Annotated in this window: 19 protein-coding genes; 17 read left to right on the top strand and 2 right to left on the bottom strand. The window is 51.8% G+C overall.

Going from position 1 to position 20,372, the window contains the following annotated elements; genetic code table 11:
• Positions 1–346 precede the first annotated feature (346 nt).
• The 13 genes from HMPREF9469_RS16945 to HMPREF9469_RS17000 all read left to right on the top strand — a co-directional run bounded on the left by HMPREF9469_RS16945 (position 347) and on the right by HMPREF9469_RS17000 (position 11,780).
• Complete coding sequence (locus HMPREF9469_RS16945; protein WP_007864032.1) at positions 347–2,989, top strand: valine--tRNA ligase; 2,643 nt, start codon at positions 347–349, stop codon at positions 2,987–2,989.
• Between the two features lie 32 nt (positions 2,990–3,021).
• Positions 3,022–4,260: a BTAD domain-containing putative transcriptional regulator gene (locus HMPREF9469_RS16950; protein WP_007864033.1), complete on the top strand. Its 1,239-nt coding sequence runs from the start codon at positions 3,022–3,024 to the stop codon at positions 4,258–4,260.
• Positions 4,261–4,284: 24 nt separating this feature from the next.
• A complete protein-coding gene (locus tag HMPREF9469_RS16955) occupies positions 4,285–5,196 on the top strand; it encodes a DMT family transporter (RefSeq protein WP_007864035.1) in 912 nt (303 codons plus the stop codon).
• A gap of 177 nt (positions 5,197–5,373) precedes the next feature.
• Entirely contained in the window at positions 5,374–6,750 is a 1,377-nt protein-coding gene (locus tag HMPREF9469_RS16960) for a bifunctional folylpolyglutamate synthase/dihydrofolate synthase (protein ID WP_040416703.1), read from the top strand.
• A 16-nt stretch (positions 6,751–6,766) separates the two neighbouring features.
• A complete protein-coding gene (locus HMPREF9469_RS32490) occupies positions 6,767–6,907 on the top strand; it encodes a hypothetical protein (RefSeq protein ID WP_007864040.1) in 141 nt (46 codons plus the stop codon).
• A 3-nt stretch (positions 6,908–6,910) separates the two neighbouring features.
• Positions 6,911–8,221, top strand: a complete 1,311-nt coding sequence (locus tag HMPREF9469_RS16965) for a tetratricopeptide repeat protein (RefSeq protein ID WP_007864042.1) — start codon at positions 6,911–6,913, stop codon at positions 8,219–8,221.
• A 90-nt stretch (positions 8,222–8,311) separates the two neighbouring features.
• Entirely contained in the window at positions 8,312–8,653 is a 342-nt protein-coding gene (locus HMPREF9469_RS16970; protein ID WP_007864043.1) for an STAS domain-containing protein, read from the top strand.
• Positions 8,654–8,684: 31 nt separating this feature from the next.
• Positions 8,685–9,155 (top strand): anti-sigma F factor, encoded by a 471-nt coding sequence (gene spoIIAB / locus HMPREF9469_RS16975; RefSeq protein ID WP_007864044.1) that lies wholly within the window; start codon positions 8,685–8,687, stop codon positions 9,153–9,155.
• 5 nt (positions 9,156–9,160) lie between these two features.
• Positions 9,161–9,880, top strand: coding sequence for a SigF/SigG family RNA polymerase sporulation sigma factor (locus HMPREF9469_RS16980; RefSeq protein ID WP_007864045.1), 720 nt, complete (start codon positions 9,161–9,163; stop codon positions 9,878–9,880).
• A gap of 79 nt (positions 9,881–9,959) precedes the next feature.
• Positions 9,960–10,202, top strand: coding sequence for a hypothetical protein (locus tag HMPREF9469_RS16985; protein WP_007864047.1), 243 nt, complete (start codon positions 9,960–9,962; stop codon positions 10,200–10,202).
• The gene (locus tag HMPREF9469_RS16990; protein WP_007864049.1) at positions 10,199–10,825 is read left to right on the top strand and encodes a stage V sporulation protein AA; all 627 of its coding nucleotides are present in this window, start codon (positions 10,199–10,201) and stop codon (positions 10,823–10,825) included. The genes HMPREF9469_RS16985 and HMPREF9469_RS16990 overlap by 4 nt, the downstream gene beginning before the upstream one ends.
• Positions 10,812–11,255, top strand: a complete 444-nt coding sequence (locus HMPREF9469_RS16995) for a stage V sporulation protein AB (RefSeq protein WP_007864051.1) — start codon at positions 10,812–10,814, stop codon at positions 11,253–11,255. Before HMPREF9469_RS16990 ends, HMPREF9469_RS16995 begins: the two co-directional genes overlap by 14 nt.
• Positions 11,256–11,318: 63 nt before the next feature.
• Positions 11,319–11,780, top strand: coding sequence for a SpoVA/SpoVAEb family sporulation membrane protein (locus tag HMPREF9469_RS17000; RefSeq protein WP_007864052.1), 462 nt, complete (start codon positions 11,319–11,321; stop codon positions 11,778–11,780).
• Between the two features lie 65 nt (positions 11,781–11,845).
• Here the strand turns inward: HMPREF9469_RS17000 and HMPREF9469_RS17005 are convergent, their stop codons facing one another.
• The gene (locus HMPREF9469_RS17005; protein WP_007864053.1) at positions 11,846–13,039 is read right to left on the bottom strand and encodes an MFS transporter; all 1,194 of its coding nucleotides are present in this window, start codon (positions 13,037–13,039) and stop codon (positions 11,846–11,848) included.
• A 176-nt stretch (positions 13,040–13,215) separates the two neighbouring features.
• On the opposite strand from HMPREF9469_RS17005, the gene spoVAD reads away from it, so the two are divergent.
• Positions 13,216–14,238, top strand: coding sequence for a stage V sporulation protein AD (gene spoVAD, locus HMPREF9469_RS17010; protein ID WP_007864054.1), 1,023 nt, complete (start codon positions 13,216–13,218; stop codon positions 14,236–14,238).
• 13 nt (positions 14,239–14,251) lie between these two features.
• A complete protein-coding gene (locus tag HMPREF9469_RS17015; protein WP_007864056.1) occupies positions 14,252–14,605 on the top strand; it encodes a SpoVA/SpoVAEb family sporulation membrane protein in 354 nt (117 codons plus the stop codon).
• A gap of 95 nt (positions 14,606–14,700) precedes the next feature.
• Here HMPREF9469_RS17015 and HMPREF9469_RS17020 read toward each other — a convergent pair whose 3' ends face one another.
• Positions 14,701–17,394: a transglycosylase domain-containing protein gene (locus HMPREF9469_RS17020; RefSeq protein WP_007864058.1), complete on the bottom strand. Its 2,694-nt coding sequence runs from the start codon at positions 17,392–17,394 to the stop codon at positions 14,701–14,703.
• Positions 17,395–17,598: 204 nt separating this feature from the next.
• On the opposite strand from HMPREF9469_RS17020, the gene HMPREF9469_RS17025 reads away from it, so the two are divergent.
• Positions 17,599–18,249, top strand: coding sequence for a YigZ family protein (locus tag HMPREF9469_RS17025; RefSeq protein ID WP_007864062.1), 651 nt, complete (start codon positions 17,599–17,601; stop codon positions 18,247–18,249).
• Positions 18,250–18,378: 129 nt separating this feature from the next.
• Positions 18,379–20,208, top strand: a complete 1,830-nt coding sequence (gene typA, locus HMPREF9469_RS17030) for a translational GTPase TypA (protein WP_007864063.1) — start codon at positions 18,379–18,381, stop codon at positions 20,206–20,208.
• The last annotated feature ends 164 nt before the right edge of the window (positions 20,209–20,372 follow it).

Raw genomic sequence — 20,372 nt, forward strand, 5'->3', positions numbered from 1 at the left:
TTATGATTGTTAAGTAAATCAATGAGATCAAAGGTTATGAGGAAGAGGAGTACACCATAACAGCCGACAGAGAGGGAGGCCCATGGGCTGAAAGGTATCCCGGGTGGATGGATGGTGGAAGGTAGCTTCTGAACCGGGACGGTGAAGGAACCGGGAGTTGTGGCTCCTGGGTTTTGTGTAACTGTCTGACGGGCGGCTCCGTTACAGGCTAAAGAGATTGCCGGATGAAGAGGTGCTTCCGGCAGAATAAAGGTGGTACCGCGAGTTATTCGCCCTTTGCACGGCTGATGCAGCCGAAGGAGCAAAGGGTGTTTTTTTATTTCATAGGGAAAAAGGAGATTAAAAGATGAAGGAACTGGAAAAAACCTATAATCCGGCGGCCATAGAGGACCGTCTGTACGAGAAGTGGTTAAAAGGAAAATATTTCCATGCAGAGGTGAACCGCAGCAAAAAGCCCTTTACCATTGTTATGCCCCCTCCCAATATCACAGGCCAGCTTCATATGGGACATGCCCTGGATAACACCATGCAGGATATATTGATCCGTTATAAGAGAATGCAGGGATATGAGGCGCTGTGGCAGCCCGGAACGGACCATGCAGCCATTGCCACCGAGGTCAAGGTCATAGACAAGCTGAAAAAAGAAGGTATTGACAAAAGAGATCTGGGACGGGATGGATTCCTGGAGGAGTGCTGGAAGTGGAAGGATGAATATGGGACCAGGATCGTGAATCAGCTTCATAAGCTGGGTTCCTCCGCAGACTGGGACAGGGAGCGGTTTACCATGGACGAGGGCTGCTCCGATGCGGTCCTGGAAGTCTTTGTAAAGCTTTATGAAAAGGGATATATCTATAAGGGATCCAGGATCATCAACTGGTGCCCGGTCTGCCGGACTTCCATCTCAGACGCAGAGGTGGAGCATGTGGAGCAGGACGGCTTTTTCTGGCATATCAATTACCCGGTGGCAGGTGAACCTGGAAGGTTTGTGGAGATCGCCACCACCAGACCGGAGACCATGCTGGGCGACACGGCAGTGGCGGTTAACCCGGAGGATGAGCGTTACAGCGACATTGTGGGTAAAATGTTAAAACTTCCTCTGACAGACAGGGAGATCCCCGTGATCGCCGATGCTTATGTGGACAAGGAGTTTGGAACCGGCTGTGTTAAGATTACCCCGGCCCATGATCCCAATGACTTTGAGGTGGGAAAGCGCCACAACCTGGAGGAGATTGTTATTTTAAACGATGACGCCACCGTGAATGTGGACGGGCCATATAAGGGAATGGACCGCTATGAGGCAAGGAAGGCCATTGTGGCCGACCTGGAAAAGCAGGGCTTGTTAGTGAAGGTGGTTCCCCACTCCCACAATGTTGGAACCCATGACCGCTGCAAGACCACGGTAGAACCCATGGTAAAGCAGCAGTGGTTTGTGAAGATGGAGGAGATGGCCAAGCCGGCCATAGAAGCCCTTAAGAACGGAAGCCTGAAATTTGTGCCCGAAAGCTTTGGAAAGACATATCTCCACTGGCTGGAAGGGATCCGCGACTGGTGTATTTCCCGCCAGCTCTGGTGGGGACACAGGATTCCTGCCTACTACTGCCAGGAATGCGGCCGTATCGTGGTTGCAAGGGAAGCGCCCCATACCTGTCCGGACTGCGGGTGCACCGCCTTTAAGCAGGATGAGGATACCCTGGACACATGGTTCTCATCTGCCCTGTGGCCTTTTTCAACCCTGGGATGGCCGGAAAAAACAGAGGACCTGGATTATTTCTATCCCACGGATGTGCTGGTTACCGGATACGATATTATCTTTTTCTGGGTGATCCGCATGGTGTTCTCCGGCATTGAACAGACCGGCCGGAACCCGTTCCACACGGTTTTGATCCACGGCCTGGTAAGGGATTCCCAGGGCCGCAAGATGAGTAAGTCCCTGGGGAACGGCATCGACCCGCTGGAGGTCATTGACAAGTACGGCGCAGATGCCCTGCGCATGACCCTGATCACGGGAAATGCACCTGGCAATGATATGCGTTTTTACTGGGAGCGGGTGGAGAACAGCCGCAATTTTGCAAATAAAGTGTGGAACGCATCACGTTTCATCATGATGAATATTGAAAAGGCGCCGGATATAAGCGGTGTGGACGCGGACAGCCTTACCATGGCAGACAGATGGATCTTGTCCAAGGTGAATACGCTGACAAAGGATGTAACGGAAAACCTGGATAAATATGAGCTGGGGATCGCTCTTCAGAAGGTTTATGATTTTATTTGGGAAGAATTTTGCGATTGGTATATTGAAATGGTGAAGCCCAGGCTGTACAATGAAGAGGACGGGACAAAAGCAGCGGCGATCTGGACGCTGAGGACTGTCCTGATCCAGGCTTTAAAACTCCTTCACCCATTCATGCCATTTGTTTCCGAGGAAATATTCTGCAACCTTCAGGAAGAGGAGGAGACCATCATGGTTTCCCAGTGGCCCGCATACAGGCAGGACTGGGACTTCAGGGAGGAGGAAGGGTCCACGGAAACCATTAAGGAAGCGGTGCGGGCCATCCGCGGCGTCCGCACATCCATGAATGTACCGCCCAGCAAAAAGGCCACCGTGTACGTGGTTTCTGAGGATGAGGGACTGCTGTCCGTATTTGAGCACAGCAGAAGCTTTTTTGCAACCCTGGGATATGCGGGAGAAGTCATACTGCAGAGGGATAAGGCGGGAATCGCCGAAGACGCGGTATCTGCCGTGCTCCCCAAAGCGGTTATCTATATGCCTTTTGCCGAACTGGTGGATATTGAGAAGGAAGTTGAACGGCTCAGGGCTGAAGAAAAGCGCCTGGCAGGAGAACTTGCCCGGTCTAACGGCATGCTGAACAATGAGAAGTTCGTAAGCCGCGCACCGGAAGCCAAAATAGCTGAGGAAAAGGCAAAGCTTGAAAAATATACACAGATGATGGAACAGGTAAAGACACGTCTGGCACAGCTTCAGAAGTAGGAAAAGTACCGGACAGAGAGGGAGAACAAAGCATGATTGATACATCAGGAAACAATCCGGTGATCCAGGTGAACATGTTCGGAGGATTCACCATCACCATGGATAACAGAACCATGAGCGACAGCGATAACCGCTCCAGGAAAGCCTGGAGCCTGCTGAGCTATCTGATCGTCAACCGGCGCAAGGATGTGAGCATTAACGAACTGTTCAATGCCATATGGCAGGAAGGGATGCAGGACAATCCTTACGGGGCTTTAAAGACCCTGGTTTTCCGGGTGCGGAAGATGATGGAGGCTGCAGGCTTTCCCTCTCAGGAACTGATCCTGAACCAGAAGGGGGCCTATATGTGGAACCCCTCCTGGAAGCTGACCATTGACACGGACCGGTTTGAGTTTTTGTGCAAGCGCATATTAAACTCCCAGGATGACATGGGAAATCTGGAACCGGAGTGGAGGGAGGCCCTTGGACTTTACAAGGGCACCTTTCTTCCAAAGTCTGCGGATGAAAGCTGGGTCAATCCCTTACATACATATTACCACTCCCTTTACCAGAAGCTGGTACGGGCTGTCTCGGAAGATCTGATGGAGCGGGGGGACTACGCACAGGTGGAGAAAATCTGTACACAGGCTGTTTCCATAGACCGGTTTACAGAGGATTTTCATTATTATCTGATCTATGCGGCTTACAAAAAAGGTGACCAGAAAAAGGCCCTCCAAAATTACAGGGATACCACGGAGATGTTCTACCGTGAGCGGCTGATGACCCCCTCGGAGCGTTTTAAGGAAATGTACCGGGTGATCAGTGACAGCGAACAGGAAGTGATCACGGACCTGAATGTGATCCAGGAGGCCCTGGGCCGTACCAGTAGCTGCGGGGAGGAGAAAAACCGGGGCGCTTACCAGTGCGAATACGCCGTATTCAAACGTCTGGTGCAGCTGGAGAGGCGCGGGGTGGAACGCAGCGGCGATTCGGTTTATCTGTGCCTGCTCACCGTGGGTGACAGGAAGGGGCGCACCTTAAAGCCGGAGATACAGGCCAGGGCCATGGAACGTCTCAGGAATGTGATCAACAGTTCGCTGCGCTCCAGCGATGCATTTGCCCGCTATAGCGTCAGCCAGTTTATCATCCTGCTGCCCTCAGCCACCTATGAGAACGGGGAGCAGGTCATGCACCGCATCCTGTCAGCCTTTAACAAGGCCTATGTGCGCAAGGATGTGTCTGTTTCCTACAGCCTGAATGTGGTGCTGCCCCAGGAAGAAATCTTACAATAAAATTACAGCGAGGTTATAACTAACATGAAGATGAGAAATGCGGTCCTGCTGCTTTTGACAGCCACCATATGGGGAGTTGCATTTGTGGCACAGAGCGTGGGAATGGACTATGTGGGTCCGTTGACATTTAACTGTGTCCGAAGCCTGATCGGTGGAGTGGTTCTGCTGCCATGTATTTGGTATTTTGACAGGAAGCGGGCGAAAACGCAACAGACCGTATCCATACCGGGAGCCGGAAAGACATTGGTGACCGGAGGCGTCTGCTGCGGTGTGTTCCTGTGTCTTGCCAGCAATTTCCAACAGTTCGGCATACAGTATACCACGGTTGGAAAAGCGGGATTTATCACCGCCTGCTACATTATCATTGTTCCGATCCTGGGACTGTTCTTTAAAAAGAAATGCAGCCCTGTGATCGTGGGCGCAGTGGCGCTTTCCGTGGCGGGATTGTACCTGCTGTGCATGACAGGAGGCGACCTGTCGGTGAACAAGGGTGATCTGCTGATGCTGGTCTGTGCCGCCCTTTTTGCAGTGCATATCATGATCATTGACTTTTTTTCACCGGTGGTGGACGGAGTTAAGATGTCCTGCATCCAGTTTTTTGTGTGCGGCATACTTTCGGGAATGGGAATGCTCCTGTATGAGACACCGGATATGGGGCAGATCCTGGCCGCATGGGCACCTGTGCTCTACGCAGGCGTCATGTCATGCGGTGTGGCTTACACCCTGCAGATCATCGGGCAAAAGGGAGCGGACCCCACGGTGGCGTCCCTGATCCTCAGCCTGGAATCCAGCATATCCGTACTGGCGGGATGGGCCATTCTCAACCAGAAGCTTACGGCCAAGGAGTTAACCGGCTGTGTCCTGATGTTTGCAGCCATTATCCTTGCACAGCTGCCCGTGGGCAGAAAGTCTGCGGCTAAGGCACAGGAGGCATGACGGCACGCGCCAAAGCAAGCAGATCCGTGAACATATAAAGCAAGGCTTGTCGGTTGGTGACGAACCCTGGCGAGAATATCCGGTTGATAATTACATAAAATTGGGTTAATATTATAAAAGCCTGTCTCTGGATGATCAATGGTCCATGGCAGGCTTATTAGAAAGAATGGTAATGAAATGGGAAGAGCAGAGGAATATTTGAATCAGATTCCTATGTGGACCAGAAAAAAGAATTCTCTGGAAGATGTCAGAAGCGTGCTGAATGCCATGGGCGCGCCTGACAGGGATATACCGGCCATCCATGTGGCAGGGACCAATGGCAAAGGCTCCGTGTGCGCCTTCCTTACATCCATGCTCAGGGAAGCAGGGTATCGGACAGGCACCTTTATTTCTCCTCATTTAGTGGAAGTAAGGGAGCGCTTTTTGATCAATGGGGCCATGGTGGGGGAACAGGACTTTGAGGAAGCCTTTGAGACTGTTCTCAGGGTCAGCCAAAGAATGGTGGAAACGGGCAAATGTCATCCCACTTTTTTTGAATTTCTTTTCTATATGGCAATGGAACTGTTTAAGAAACAGGAAGTGGATGTGATGGTCCTGGAAACCGGGATGGGAGGAAGGTTAGACACTACCAATGTGCTGGAGCACCCCTGTGCCTGTGTGATCACGTCCATCAGCTTAGACCACACCAAGTATCTGGGGGATACCCTGCAAAAGATTGCGGCAGAAAAAGCGGGTATTATCAAAAGCAGCGTTCCTCTTATATTTGACGACAACCAGCCCCAGGTATCCACGATCCTTGAGGGCTGCGCATTCCGCCGGGGCGCTGCCCGCTATCCTGTGGGCAGGGAAGACTACCGTGTGGAAGGTGTGGGGGAGGACGGGCTTACGGTCAGTGCCAGGATGAAGGATGATAAGCGGTTAAAGATCCAGATCCCTTTTGAGGCGTTTTATCAGGCGGAAAACGCCATGCTTGCCGTGCGTACCCTGGATGTGCTGAGACACACGGGGATGAGGTGCAGGAAGCACAGCCGGGTTTTAGGCCATAAACCTGAGGGAGCGGCCGGAGCCATTACGTGGAATATTACGGATGAGCAGATCGTCCGGGGGATCAAAAAGACCATGTGGCCGGGGAGAATGGAGCAGGCGGCCCCGGGCGTCTATCTGGACGGGGCGCATAACCCGGGAGGGATCGGAGCTTTTATACAGACTGCCCGGGAGATAGCAAAGCGGTTGGGGAAACATCCCTATCTGCTGTTTGCGGCTGTGTCGGACAAGGATTACGGGGAGATGGTGTCCCAGCTCTCCAAAGGAATTGCCTGGGAGACCATTGGAGTGGTTCATATGAACAGTGACCGTGGCTTGTCCTCGGAAGCGCTGGCCAGGGAATTTGAGAAAGACACGGATTGTCCCGTCCTGTCCTTTGAGGACACAGGGACAGCGGTGAGAAGGATGAGGGAGATCAGCGGGGAAGGGGTATTGTTCTGCGCAGGATCCCTGTACCTGATCGGGGAGATCAAAGCAGCTTTGGAGCGCCTGAAACAGAAGGGCGCCTGAAAGGAGTTGAACATACATGATTGATTTTGAAGAGGAAATTGAGCGTTTTAAGCCGAGCCTGGATGTGGAGGAAGTGGAGGACGCCATTGTAAAAAGTGATTTAACGGATATGACTGACATCATGATGGAACTGATTAAAGAGAGAGGCGAAAAGTAAGCGGTGAATATAGACTATGGAAGAAAGAACCAGCAGATCGCCAACAGCTTCTATAATCTGGGCCTGGAAAAGGCAAAGATCAGGGATCTGTCCGGCGCGGCCCAGTGTCTGAAGAAAAGCCTTCATTTTAATAAATTTCAGACGGACGCCCGTAATCTGCTGGGCCTTATATACTACGAGAACGGGGAGGTGGCCGATGCCCTGGTACAGTGGGTCATCAGCCTTAACCTCCAGCCTGAGGGAAACCTGGCCGACCATTATCTGGATGAGATCCAGAGAAAACCGGGACAGCTGGAGCGCGAGAGCCAGAATGTGAAGACATTTAACCAGGCCCTGTGGCACGCACAGAATGGAAGCGATGACCTGGCTATCCTGCAGCTGGCAAGGGTGGTGGAGTCGAATCCCCATTTTGTGAAGGCCCATCTGCTGCTGGCCCTGCTGTATATGAGCAGGGAGGATTACAACAAGGCGGGCCGCTCCCTGTACAAGATCCTTCAGATTGACAAAAGCAATCAGAAAGCCCTTTATTATATGTCCATTGTAAAGCAGAACACGGGCAGGGCGGACGCGGAAAAGAGGAAGATGGTAAAAGCGTTTTCCCACAGGCAGATGGAGGATGATGATGTGATCATCCCCAACAGCTACAAGGAGAGCACTGGGCTTTCCACCATCCTCCATATTATTATAGGCCTGTTTTTGGGGGTGGCGGTCTTCTTTGTCCTGATCCTTCCGGCCAGGACAAAGGCTCTTAACAGCGAGAAGAATCAGGAGATCATTGCCTACAGCCAGAAGCTGGGCAATGCCAACCAGCAGTACGATATGCTGAAATCAGAGTATGATAAGCTGGATGCCCAGGCCAAGGAAGTGCAGTCAAGGCTGGATGAGCTGACCAACGGCAATACCAGTGTCATGGCCCAGTACCAGGGGCTTATATGGATCCTCCAGAATTACAGGACAGGGGATATGGTGACGGCGGCCAAATCATTTGCTGAAGCCAGCTTTGACCTGATCGAGGATGAGAACATACAGGCCATTGTGGAAAGCATACGCCAGGATATGACGGCCAATATCTATCAGACCCTGGTGGAACGCGGCCTTACCCTTTGGAACGCGGGCAAGAAGACAGAGGCCATGGATTATTTCCAGGCCAGCCTTACCATCAGGCCGGACAACCCGGAGGCTCTTTTCTATGTGGGCCGTCTGTACCAGGATGCCGGTGATATGGACAATGCCAATACCATGTTTGACAAAGTGGTAAATGAATTCCCCAGTTCTGATTATGTGGACAGGGCAAGGAACGCCAGAGGATATTAACACAGTAAGATACTACAGAAGATAAGTTTTATACGTCTTTTGTAGTATCTTTTTTTATTATTACATCGCATAAGAAAGGAGTATGAGAGCATGGATCATACAATGTTTACCTATGAAGCCAGGGAACAGACGCTGGTCATCCATCTTCCAAAGGAATTGGACCACCACAATTGCAGGAATCTGAAAAGCGATACGGATCTGCTTCTTGACGAAAATTATATTAACAGGATCGTGTTTGATTTTACACACACATCTTTTATGGATTCCTCGGGGATCGGAGTGCTGCTGAGCCGTTATAAACAGATGGCCGCAAGCAGGGGGAAGGTGGCTTACTATGGGGCGGGAGCCCAGGTGAGGCGGATACTGGAAATGGGCGGGATGAACCGTCTGATACAGGGCTATGACGACAGGGAATCGGCCCTTAAGGGATGAAAGGGAAGAAGGAAGAATGGAGGATAAGAAAATGGAATCAATGATGGAAAGTCCCCGATTCAATCAATCAGGGAACTGTAAGGAACATTTGAGGCTGGAGATGGACAGCCTTTCCCAGAACGAGGAGTTTGCCAGGGTCGTGACCGCTGTTTTCATGAGCAGGCTGAATCCCACCCTGGAGGAAGTGGATGATGTGAAAACCGCTGTGTCCGAGGCAGTGACCAATGCGGTCATCCACGGCTACCAGGGCCGGGGAGGGGTTATCCATATGGAAATCACGGCCGATACACAGGAAAATGTGCTGGAGGTGTGTGTAAAGGACACCGGGGTAGGGATCGCGGATGTAAAAAGAGCCATGGAGCCAATGTTTACCACGGATCCTGAGGGCGAGCGTTCCGGCATGGGATTTTCCTTTATGGAGGCATTTATGGATCAGGTGGATGTACAGTCAGAACCGGGCAAGGGAACCCTGGTATCAATGAAGAAATTCATCGGCAGGTGACGCAGATGGATGAGACCATGAAATTAATAGGTATGGCTCACGAAGGGGATAAAGCAGCCAGGGATCAGCTGGTGATGGACAATGTAGGGCTCATATGGAGCATTGTAAGGCGTTTTACAGGCCGGGGCTACGAGATGGAGGATCTGTTCCAGATCGGAAGCATTGGGCTTATAAAGGCCATTGATAAATTTGACACGGGATTTGACGTAAAATTCTCCACTTACGCGGTGCCCATGATAACCGGGGAGATCAAGCGCTTTCTCAGGGATGACGGAATGATCAAAGTAAGCCGCTCGATCAAGGAAATGGGGATACGGGTCAGGGCTGCCAGGGAGGAGATGACATACAGCCTGGGACGGGAACCCACCATTGAGGAGATCGCCAGGCATCTGGATACCAGCCGTGAGGAAGTGGCGGCATCCCTGGAGGCAGGCGCCGAGGTGGAATCTTTGTACCGGCCCGCGGGCAATGGGGATGACAATACCACGTTCCTGATGGACCGGCTGGAGGAGGAGAACAATGACCATGAGGAACTGCTAAACCGCATGGTGCTAAAGGAGCTCATGGAAGGCTTGAACGAGGAGCAGAGGGAGATCATTGTCAGAAGGTATTTTTACAACCAGACCCAGACCCAGATTGCCAAGGAACTGGGGATTTCCCAGGTACAGGTTTCACGTCTCGAAAAGCGGATCTTAAAAGAAATGCGAATGCGCTATGAAAAATAAAAAAGTATAAATTTAATTTTTCAAACCATACTAGTTATCAGAACCAATCAAACCAGTTTACGAAAAGGATGTGATCTATATGGGTTTTGGTAAGCGAGTATGTGAAATTCTGGCAGTTGTCGGGGCGCTTGTCCTGATAGGGGTCCTGGTGTGGTATCTTTCATCCGCCATGGGTGACAGGGGATATGAAAAGGAAGGAACCCTTGTGTGGGAGGAGCAGAATACGGTACCGGAAGAGGAGGCTTATCCGGCCTTTGTGACAGACCCTGCATCCAGGATGTACGGGGAGCAGGAACTGTCAAGGAGCGGACGGGGATTATGAAGCACACAGTCTATGTAAAACTTAGTCAGATAACAGAACTGACACACAAGGATGTGGTTTTAAAGGATGTGGCCCAGGTCTACTGTGATGACCAGAACGTAATGAACAAGTGCAATTCCATGAAGGTCATGACTGTAAAGCTGGATGAAAAAAGGCGCTATATTATGAGCGCCCTGGATGTGACACGCAAACTGATTGAGATGGATTCCACCCTGGATGTAAACCATGTGGGGGAAGTGGACTTTATCATTGCATATAAGCCGCCAGCACCTCCCACCTATGTCTGGGAATGGACGAAAACAATCTTTGTCTGCGGCATCTGCTTTTTCGGCGCAGCCTTTGCGATCATGACTTTTAACAATGACGTCAGCGTGACTGACGTGTTCAGCGAGATCTTTAAGCTTGTTATGGGATATGAATCAGGAGGATTCACCGTATTGGAGGCCAGCTACAGCATAGGCCTGGCAGTGGGGATCATCGGGTTCTTTAACCATTTTGCTTCTATAAAGCTGAATACGGATCCCACTCCTTTGGAGGTGGAAATGCGTCTTTATGAGGATAATATCAGTAAGACCCTGATTGCCGAGGACGGCAGAAAGGAGTCCAAAATTGATATTACTTAAAAAGATTCTGCTGGCTTTTTTCGGCCTGTGCGCCGGCGGCGTCATTGCAGCCGGCGTATATGCTTTTCTGGCTATTATCGGTGTATTCGTGCGCCTTATGGGAAAGACAGGCACCAGAAAACATATTATACTGTATGAGACAGTGATCGTGCTGGGAGGCGTGCTGGGAAATATTGTGGATATCTATGAGTTTCCCATCTATATGGGAAGCTTTATAGGCACCATTTTCCTGGCAGTGGCCGGCGTGTGCGTGGGGATCTTTGTGGGATGCCTGGTTATGTCCCTGGCGGAGACGCTGAAGGCGCTGCCGGTCATCAGCCGGAGGATCCATCTGGCCGTGGGGCTTCAGTACCTGATCTTTGCCCTGGCCGCCGGAAAACTTACAGGATCCCTGGTCTATTTCTGGTTCCGTATGGCCTCCATGGGATAAAGCGTACTCCCGGAGTCTCAGAGAGTGCACCAAAGTGAATGTGATGAAAAGGAGTGGGAAGCGATGGAAATTGATAAGCAAAAATATGGGGAATATGTAAAGGAGATCACACCGGTCCACAACCTGCCTAAAAGCATGGCATGCGCCTTTTTGGTGGGAGGCGTCATCTGTGTGATCGGGCAGTTTATCACCAATTTTCTGATGAACCGGATGGGGATGGAGCAGGAGCCGGCAGCCATATGGAATCTGCTGGCCCTGATCTTTCTAAGCATTGTGCTCACAGGGCTGAATATTTATCCCAAGATCGTAAAATTCGGCGGTGCCGGTGCACTGGTTCCCATTACAGGATTTGCAAATTCAGTGGTGGCACCAGCCATTGAGTTCCATGCAGAGGGGGAAGTGTTTGGCGTGGGCTGCAAGATATTTACAATTGCCGGACCGGTGATCTTATATGGGGTCCTTACCAGCTGGGTATTGGGACTGATCTACTGGGTTGGCGGATGGATGGGGATTTTCCAGCTATAACAATAGATATGGCGGTTGAAACAAGACAATGGGACGGAGTACGTTTGGTTGTCTTGTTTTTTTGTCTATATGCTGCTTAAGCCGCCCTTTAAAGCCACACCGGCCGTACATGCCATAACAGCCAGGCCTCCGCCTATGAGCAGGTACTGGATTCTGACCGCATCAGCCAGAGGGCCGAACACCATCATGCCCAGGGGAAGGGCACAGGAGGTGGATATCTGCATGAAGCTGAATACCCTTCCCTGCATGGAGGGCTCTACCCGTTCCTGGATGGACACGGTGACCGGAGATTGATAGCAGGGGGCGGTGATACCGATCATGGTGTTGAGCGCCAGATAGGCCCAGAAGGCGGAAGCTGTCCCCAGCCCCAGCATCAGTATGCCGTAAGCCGCACCGGCCATGAGGGTGGTGTTCAGCCGCTTTTTAAACCCGCCCCAGGAAGTGATGAGAAGCCCTCCCAGTACGGTACCAATGCTGTATGTCATTTCAGAAGCGGTCAGCCGCCAAACCTGGGAGCCGAATGTACGGCTTACCATCAGGGGGGTGAGAAAGGCGGAGGGGCTGATGAGGAAAAGGATTGCAATCTGGAACATCAGCAGCCGGCGCACAAATGTATTGGAACGCAGATACCGGAATCCTTCCTTTAAACTGTCAATTTGTGCATTTCCCTCAACCGTATTTTTACGGTACATGGGAATTGTCAGGGTGGATGTGATCCCCACGCCTATAAGCGCGGTGGCCACATCGATGAGCAGGGTGGCCTCCAGACCGGCTGCGGACAGAATGGCACCGCTGGCAGCCGGGGAGAGGAACATCATAAGGGAGGTTAAGGTGCTCTGGATACCGTTCACGCGCATCAGATGCCGCGGCGGAACAATTTGGGGGATAACGGCATTCACTGCCGGTGTCTGGATCCCTGTGCCCGCAGAACGCACAAAGAGCACGATAAAAAGCAGCCGTATTTCCCGGCAGCCGGATAAAAAGGCCGCAGCCAGGGCAAGGGTTGCAAGGGCAATCACCGCGTCCGATACCATGATCAGTTTTTTGCGGTCATACCGGTCAATCCATACCCCGGCAAACAGGGAGATAATAATCTGAGGCGCAAAGCCGCAGATGGTGGAGATGGTCAGCATCCTGCCCGAGGAGGTGGAGAGCGTGATGTACCATACAATGGCGTACTGCACCAGGGAGGAGCCGAAAAGCGATATGGTCTGCGCGGTCAAAAAGCGCGCAGTGGTCTGTTTCCAATGGGAATTCACGGTTATGATACCTCGTCTTTCTAAAATCCCATACTATCAGATATTCCCGGTTCTGTCAATTTCCTAAAGCCATTGGAATATCCTTTGGGCATCTCATGGATGATCATGACTAATTTTCAGGAAATGAGAGATACTGTTAATGAATATATCCTGTCAGAGGAAGGAGAATGCAAGAGATGGGACAGATGAAAGGAAAGGCTAGTATTGAATTTGAACATCCGCCGGTGATCATCAGCGCGGGTTCCGTAGTGGGAAAAAAAGAAGGTGATGGTCCGCTGGGGCAGATGTTTGACCAGGTGGAGCAGGACGACATGTTTGGCAAGGACAACTGGGAGCAGGCGGAAAGCGCCATGCAGAAAAGGGCGGCGGACCTGGTGATCGAAAAAGGGGGCGTCAGAAAAGGCGATCTGCGGTATCTGTTTGCCGGTGATCTGCTGGGGCAGCTGATCGCCACCTCCTTTGGCACCGTGGATCTGGAGATCCCCCTTTTTGGCCTGTATGGAGCCTGCTCCACCATGGGGGAGGCTTTAAGCCTTGGGGCCATGGCAGTGAACGGAGGATATGCCGATCAGGTCATGTCCATGGCATCCAGTCACTTTGCCACGGCTGAAAAGCAGTTCCGCTTTCCACTGGCTTACGGCAACCAGAGACCCATGTCCGCTACCTGGACCGTAACAGGCTGCGGAGCCGTGGTCATAGCCGGGAACAGAAAGGACGGCCTGGCCAGGATTGCGGGCATTACAACGGGACGGATGGTGGACATGGGAACCAAGGATTCCATGAACATGGGAGCTGCCATGGCTCCGGCTGCATTTCATACCATTGAACAGAACCTGGAGGACTTCCAGGTCAATGAGACATGGTACGATAAGATCATAACCGGTGACCTGGGCGAGATCGGAAGGACCATTCTGCTGGATTTTATGAAGAATAAGGGCAGGGATTTAAGCCAGATCCATATGGACTGCGGCATTGAGATCTATGATAAGGACCAGCAGGACACCCATGCAGGCGGAAGCGGCTGCGGGTGCAGTGCCGTTACCTTGTGCTCCTATATATTGCCCAGGGTCCAGGACGGTACATGGAAGCGGGTGCTGTTCGTGCCCACAGGAGCCCTTTTATCAACCGTAAGCTTCAATGAGGGACAGAGCATCCCGGGGATAGCCCACGGAGTCATCATTGAACACATTGACGATTAAGGAGGTAGAGGTCATGGATTATGTAAAAGCATTTTTGATCGGAGGCCTGATCTGCGCCCTGGTCCAGATCCTCATGGAAAAAACCAAGATGATGCCGGGCCGTATCATGGTTTTGCTGGTGGTAAGCGGAACCATACTGGGAGCGGTCGGAATTTATGAGCCCTTTGCAAAATGGGCCGGAGCCGGGGCAGGAGTCCCTCTTCTGGGATTTGGAAACACGCTGTGGAAGGGTGTCAAGGAGGCCATTGGAAAAGACGGGATCCTGGGGATCTTTAAGGGAGGACTTACGGCCAGTTCCGCCGGAATCTGCGGAGCTTTGGTGTTTGGATATTTGGCTTCCCTTGTGTTTAAACCTAAGATGAAGTAGGGTGTGGTATGCCCGGATATCAAAACAGCCGGAAACGGGGAGCTGCCGCCAGATGGTTATGGCCCGCAGCTTTGTTTCCGGCTGTTATTGCGTTCTTAATATGGGATATTACCCGGTCCATACCCTTCGGTTGTAGGGGATGGGGAGGTGGGGGACTGGTATCCTGGTCCAATGGGGGTCACCACAGGACCATCGCCGCCAGACTCATCGGGATTGGGGTTAATGATGGTGGACACATCGGTGTGGATGGGGCAGTAGCCCGGGATGGCAAATGCGGAATCATCCGTGGCATCATTTTCACCGTCCGGGAGCGCCATGCACACACGGGTTGTCTTAGTGGGGCAGTAGGGCGTTGGGCGCATGCCTGATTCAGCGCACACGGTCACGGCCACATGCTTGTCGCATACCTCGGTGGGAGCTGTGCCCTTTGCAAAGTATTCGGTGTACACCGCGTTGCCTCTTGGGTCAGCCGTACATACGCCTGCAACGGCACGTTTCCCTGACTTGCGGCAAATCTCCGCCGTCTCTATGCTGTCCGGGATGGTGAAGCCGGGATCCGACATTCCATTGTGGACACGGTTCATAATATTTCTCCAGATGTCCTTGTGGAAGCTGGTGCCTCCGTTTCCGTTGCTCAGTTTCTGGTTGCTGTCGCATCCGCCCCAGATTCCTGCCGTATAATAGGGGGTATATCCCACAAACCACACATCATTGTTGGCAGTGGTGGTACCGCTTTTACCTGCTGCGGACATGCCTGTGAGGGCAGCCCTTGTACTGGTGGAGTTGATGGAGATCCCCGACCGTGCAAACAGCCGGTTGCTCTTCATGGACTCTGACATGGCATCTGTTAAAAGGAAGGCGGTGGAATCCTTTAATACCTGCTTGGTTTCCGGTTCATTATCTATGAGCACCTTGCCGTTGTGGTCCAGTATCTTTGTAAAGAAACGTGGTTTTGTGTAAACACCCGCATTTGCAATGGAAGCATAGGCAGCGGTCAGCTCCAGGTTGGACACGCCCTTTGTAAGTCCGCCCAGGGCGGTTGCCGCGCCCAGGTCATCCTTGACCAGGGAGGAGATGCCCATATTTTCCGCGTACTCGATGCCCAGCTGGGGAGTAACGGTTTCCATCAGGGTCCTTACGGCCACAATGTTCATGGAGTAGATGATGCCGTCACGGATATTGTGGTAGCCCACAAATCCATACCCTTTATTCCACCAGTTCCTGAAGGTTTTGGTCCCGATGGTGTAGGGAGCGTCATAGTACACGGTTCCCAGGGTGGCGCCGCAGGCATCCATGGCCGGTGCAAAGGCTGAGATGACCTTAAAGGCGGAACCGGGCTGGCGGTATACGTTGCTGGCACGGTTTAGGGTAAGGCTGGCCTTTTTCTCGCCGCGGCCGCCGCAAAGGGCCTTGATCTCACCTGTATGCTGATCCATGAGCACAAAAGAGGTCTGGGGCTGAAGGATCAGGTTCTGCCGTTCACCGATGATCTCATCCCCGTCCTTTAACAGCCAGGCCTTGAACGCATCGATATCTGCCTGGACTGCCTCCTCGGTCTTATAAAGGCCGTCAAAGGAAGGATTGCCCAGTTCTGTTTTGTGGAAGGTCTTTAAGTTTTCCTCAGAGTAATGCTGGGTACTGCCGTCCGCATGGGTCACGGAAAGCCTGTATTCAACGGAGTACTTGGCAGCCGAATAGTTATCCGGGTTGTTGATCTCCTCATCTACAATGGCCTGCAGGTCAGGGTCCTGGGTGGTGTAGATCTGAAGTCCGCCGGAATACAGCAGGTTGCTGGCCTGGCTTTCCGAATAGTCCAGCTTTTCCATCAGGGAGGAGATCACCTGTTCAATGAGCTCGTCCGTAAAATAGCTGTAATGGGTATTGCTCTCCTTGGTAGCCGTGTCCACATTCTGGATCCTGTCATAGACATCATCCGCCAGGGCTTCCTCCTGCTCCTCTTTTGAAATAAAACCCTGGTCATACATGTACTGGAGCACGATCTTGCGCCGCTCCGCATTGTTCTCCCTGCCGGAGATAGGGTTGAGCTTGGACGGATTCTTGGTAATGGATGCCAGCACCGCGCACTCGGAGAGGGTCAGGTCGGAGACATTCTTATTAAAATAGCGCTTGGCAGCTACCTTGACACCCAGGGTATTGTTGCCCAGGTTAATGGTGTTCAGGTAGTTGGTGATGATCAGGTTCTTTGTTTCCTCCTTGCTCATCCCGGAGTTTTTCTCCAGCTGGACGGCCAGGTACTGCTCCTGCAGCTTCCTCTCGATCTTGGCGCCCCATCCGGATTCCATACCGCCGGAGAACACATTGTTCTTAATCAGCTGCTGGGTAATGGTACTTCCTCCGCCCGCATAATCATCGCTGATCACGCCCCGCACGGCACGGGCAATGGAACGGATATCAATGCCGTTATGGCTCCTGAAACGGGAGTCCTCAATGGCGATAAAGGCATTGACCAGGTTCTGGGGCAATTCATCATAAGTGGCCGATTCGCGGTTGGAACCGCTGGTCACCAGGGTATCGGTCAGATTGCCCGCCGCGTCATAGACAGTGGTAGCAAAGCGGTCGGGCTGAATGTTTAAAATATCTACGGACGGGGCATTGTCAATGATGCCCTTAACCATACCAAAACCGATGGATGCACCCACTACTGCTAAAAACAAACACAGGACAAACAGGGCCTTAAAGATATTAAGGAAAAGCCGCGAGGCGTATTTGCCTGATTTGGAGTGGAGAGACTTGAGCCTGCGCTCCGTCTCGTACTTACCATAGTTCATAGATTCTCCTTTATTCAAGTAATGTCTACCCTTGTCCACTGAGGGTAAGCTTATCCTGTAGATTATACACCAGTTTTGTAAAAATGAAAAGGTTTAAATATTGCCTTGCCATCGCCGCTTTTCTATATTATGATAAAAAACAGGCGGAAACAGGTCGGATTGTGGGGAAGCTTGTCCACAAAACATGGCAAAGGAGCAACAGAAGTGGTAGAGAGTTACAAAATCGTGTATCAAGGCGGAAGCGGAGAGCTGGTGGAGAAGAAATCCAGGTTCATAGCAGACATAAGGCCGGTGTCCGGCGAGGAGGAGGCCCTGGCCTTTGTGGAGGAGATACGGAAAAAATACTGGGATGCAAGGCACCACTGTTTTGCCTATATCATAGGAGACAGGGGGCAGACAGCCAGGTGCAGCGATGACGGGGAACCGTCACAGACAGCGGGAAAGCCTATGATGGATGTGCTGGCAGGGGAGGGCCTTCATGACGTATGCGCCGTGGTAACCAGGTACTTTGGGGGAACCCTGCTGGGCACGGGCGGACTGGTGCGGGCCTATTCGGGAGCGGTCAAGGCAGGCCTGGAGGATTGTGTGATCGTGGAAAAAAAGCTGGCGGTCCGTCTGGAAGTGACGACTGATTATAATGGTTCCGGGAAAATACAGTACATTGCAGCCCAGGCAGGCATGGACACATTGGATGTGCAGTACACGGACAAGGTGGTTTTTGTGTTTCTTGTGCCCGTATCAGAGGAAGGGCGCTTCCGGTCCCAGATCACGGAGGGAACCAGCGGACGTGCCCATATAAAGAAAGTGGACGAGGTATACTATGGCATGGGACAGGGGGAACTGATTGTTTTTTAACGGAAAATGCCTGTACAGCCTGTATTTTCCGTCAAAAGCCCTTGCAATCTGTAAATAGCAATGCTATACTATAAAACCGTGGCTGTAGACGTGAACCAATGCATATATAATTAAGGAAGAGTAATCACTATGAAGATGAAAAGAGAAGATGTAAGAAATATCGCTATCATTGCCCATGTAGACCATGGCAAAACAACATTGGTAGACCAGCTGTTAAGGCAGAGCGGCGTATTCCGTGTGGGCCAGGAGGTTCAGGAGCGCGTGATGGATTCCAACGACATCGAGCGGGAGCGCGGCATTACCATTCTGTCCAAGAATACGGCTGTATTTTATAAAGATACAAAAATAAACATCATCGATACGCCAGGCCATGCCGACTTTGGCGGTGAGGTGGAGCGTGTGCTCAAGATGGTGAACGGGGTTGTTCTGGTTGTGGATGCCTATGAGGGGCCCATGCCTCAGACTAAGTTCGTGCTCCAGAAGGCGCTGGAGCTGGATCTGGCTGTTATTGTGTGCATTAACAAGATCGACAGGCCCGAGGCCCGTCCCGCAGAGGTGATCGATGAGACCCTGGAACTGATGATGGATCTGGACGCCTCTGATGAGCAGCTGGACTGTCCCTTTATCTATGCCTCCGCCAGGGGAGGATTTGCAAGATATGATATGGATGATGAGAACATGGACATGAGTCCCCTGTTTGAGACCATCATTGAGCACATACCGGCCCCGGAGGGCGATCCTGAGGCAGATACCCAGGTGCTGATCAGTACGATCGATTATAATGAATTTGTGGGCCGTATCGGCATTGGAAAGATCGACAACGGCGGTCTTAAGGTGAATCAGGAATGCGTGCTGGTGAACCACCATGATCCTGACAAATTTAAAAAGATCAAGATAGGAAAACTCTATGAGTTTGACGGACTGAAGCGCGTGGAGGTACAGGAGGCGTCTGTGGGCTCCATTGTGGCCATATCCGGCATTGCCGAGATCCATATTGGGGATACCATATGTTCCCCTGAGAATCCGGACGCGATCCCGTTTCAGAAGATCTCCGAGCCCACCATTGCCATGTATTTTATGGTAAATGACAGCCCGCTGGCAGGACAGGAAGGAAAGTTCATCACTTCCCGCCATCTGCGTGACAGGCTGTTCAGGGAGCTGAACACCGATGTAAGCCTTCGCGTGGAGGAGACGGATTCCGCCGACTGCTTTAAGGTGTCCGGACGAGGCGAGCTGCATTTGTCCGTGCTCATTGAGAACATGCGCCGGGAAGGCTTTGAGTTTGCGGTGAGCAAGGCAGAGGTATTGTACAAATATGATGAGAGAAACCGCAAATTAGAGCCCATGGAGCTGGCATATGTGGATGTCCCTGAGGAATACACAGGTGTGGTTATCCAGAAGCTTACCAGCCGCAAGGGAGCCCTGCAGGGCATGAGCCAGGCAGCCGGCGGCTACTCCCGTCTGGAATTCTCCATTCCTTCCAGGGGACTGATCGGATACCGCGGTGATTTCATGACAGATACGAAGGGGAATGGTATCCTCAACACCATCTTTGATGAGTATGCGGAGTACAAGGGTGACCTGTTCTACCGCCAGACCGGTTCCCTGATCGCTTTTGAGGCAGGGGAAGCCATTACCTACGGCCTGTTTAATGCACAGGAGAGGGGAACCCTGTTCATCGGACCGGGAACAAGAGTGTATTCCGGTATGATCGTGGGACAGAGCCCCAAGGCGGAGGACATTGAGATCAATGTCTGCAAGACCAAGAAGCTGACCAACACCCGTTCCTCCAGCGCAGATGAAGCGCTGAAGCTGACACCGCCCAAGATTATGAGCCTGGAGCAGGCGCTGGATTTTATTGATACGGACGAACTGCTGGAGGTAACCCCTGAAAGCCTTAGGATCCGTAAGAAGATTTTGGATCCCACCATGCGTAAAAGGGCGTCCTTTAAGAAGTAAAAAACGACAATTTTAAACACAAAAGGCGATTCCTGTCGAAATGTTCTGGCGGGAATCGCCTGTTTTTTTGGTCTATTATGGTAAATCTCCTCATAAACTATCAATGTGCCGTACAAAAGCAAGCATAAACAGGATAAAAAACATAAAACGGCAAAATGAGAATT

This window comes from [Clostridium] citroniae WAL-17108, from assembly GCF_000233455.1.
GTDB classification, from domain to species: Bacteria; Bacillota; Clostridia; order Lachnospirales; family Lachnospiraceae; genus Enterocloster; species Enterocloster citroniae.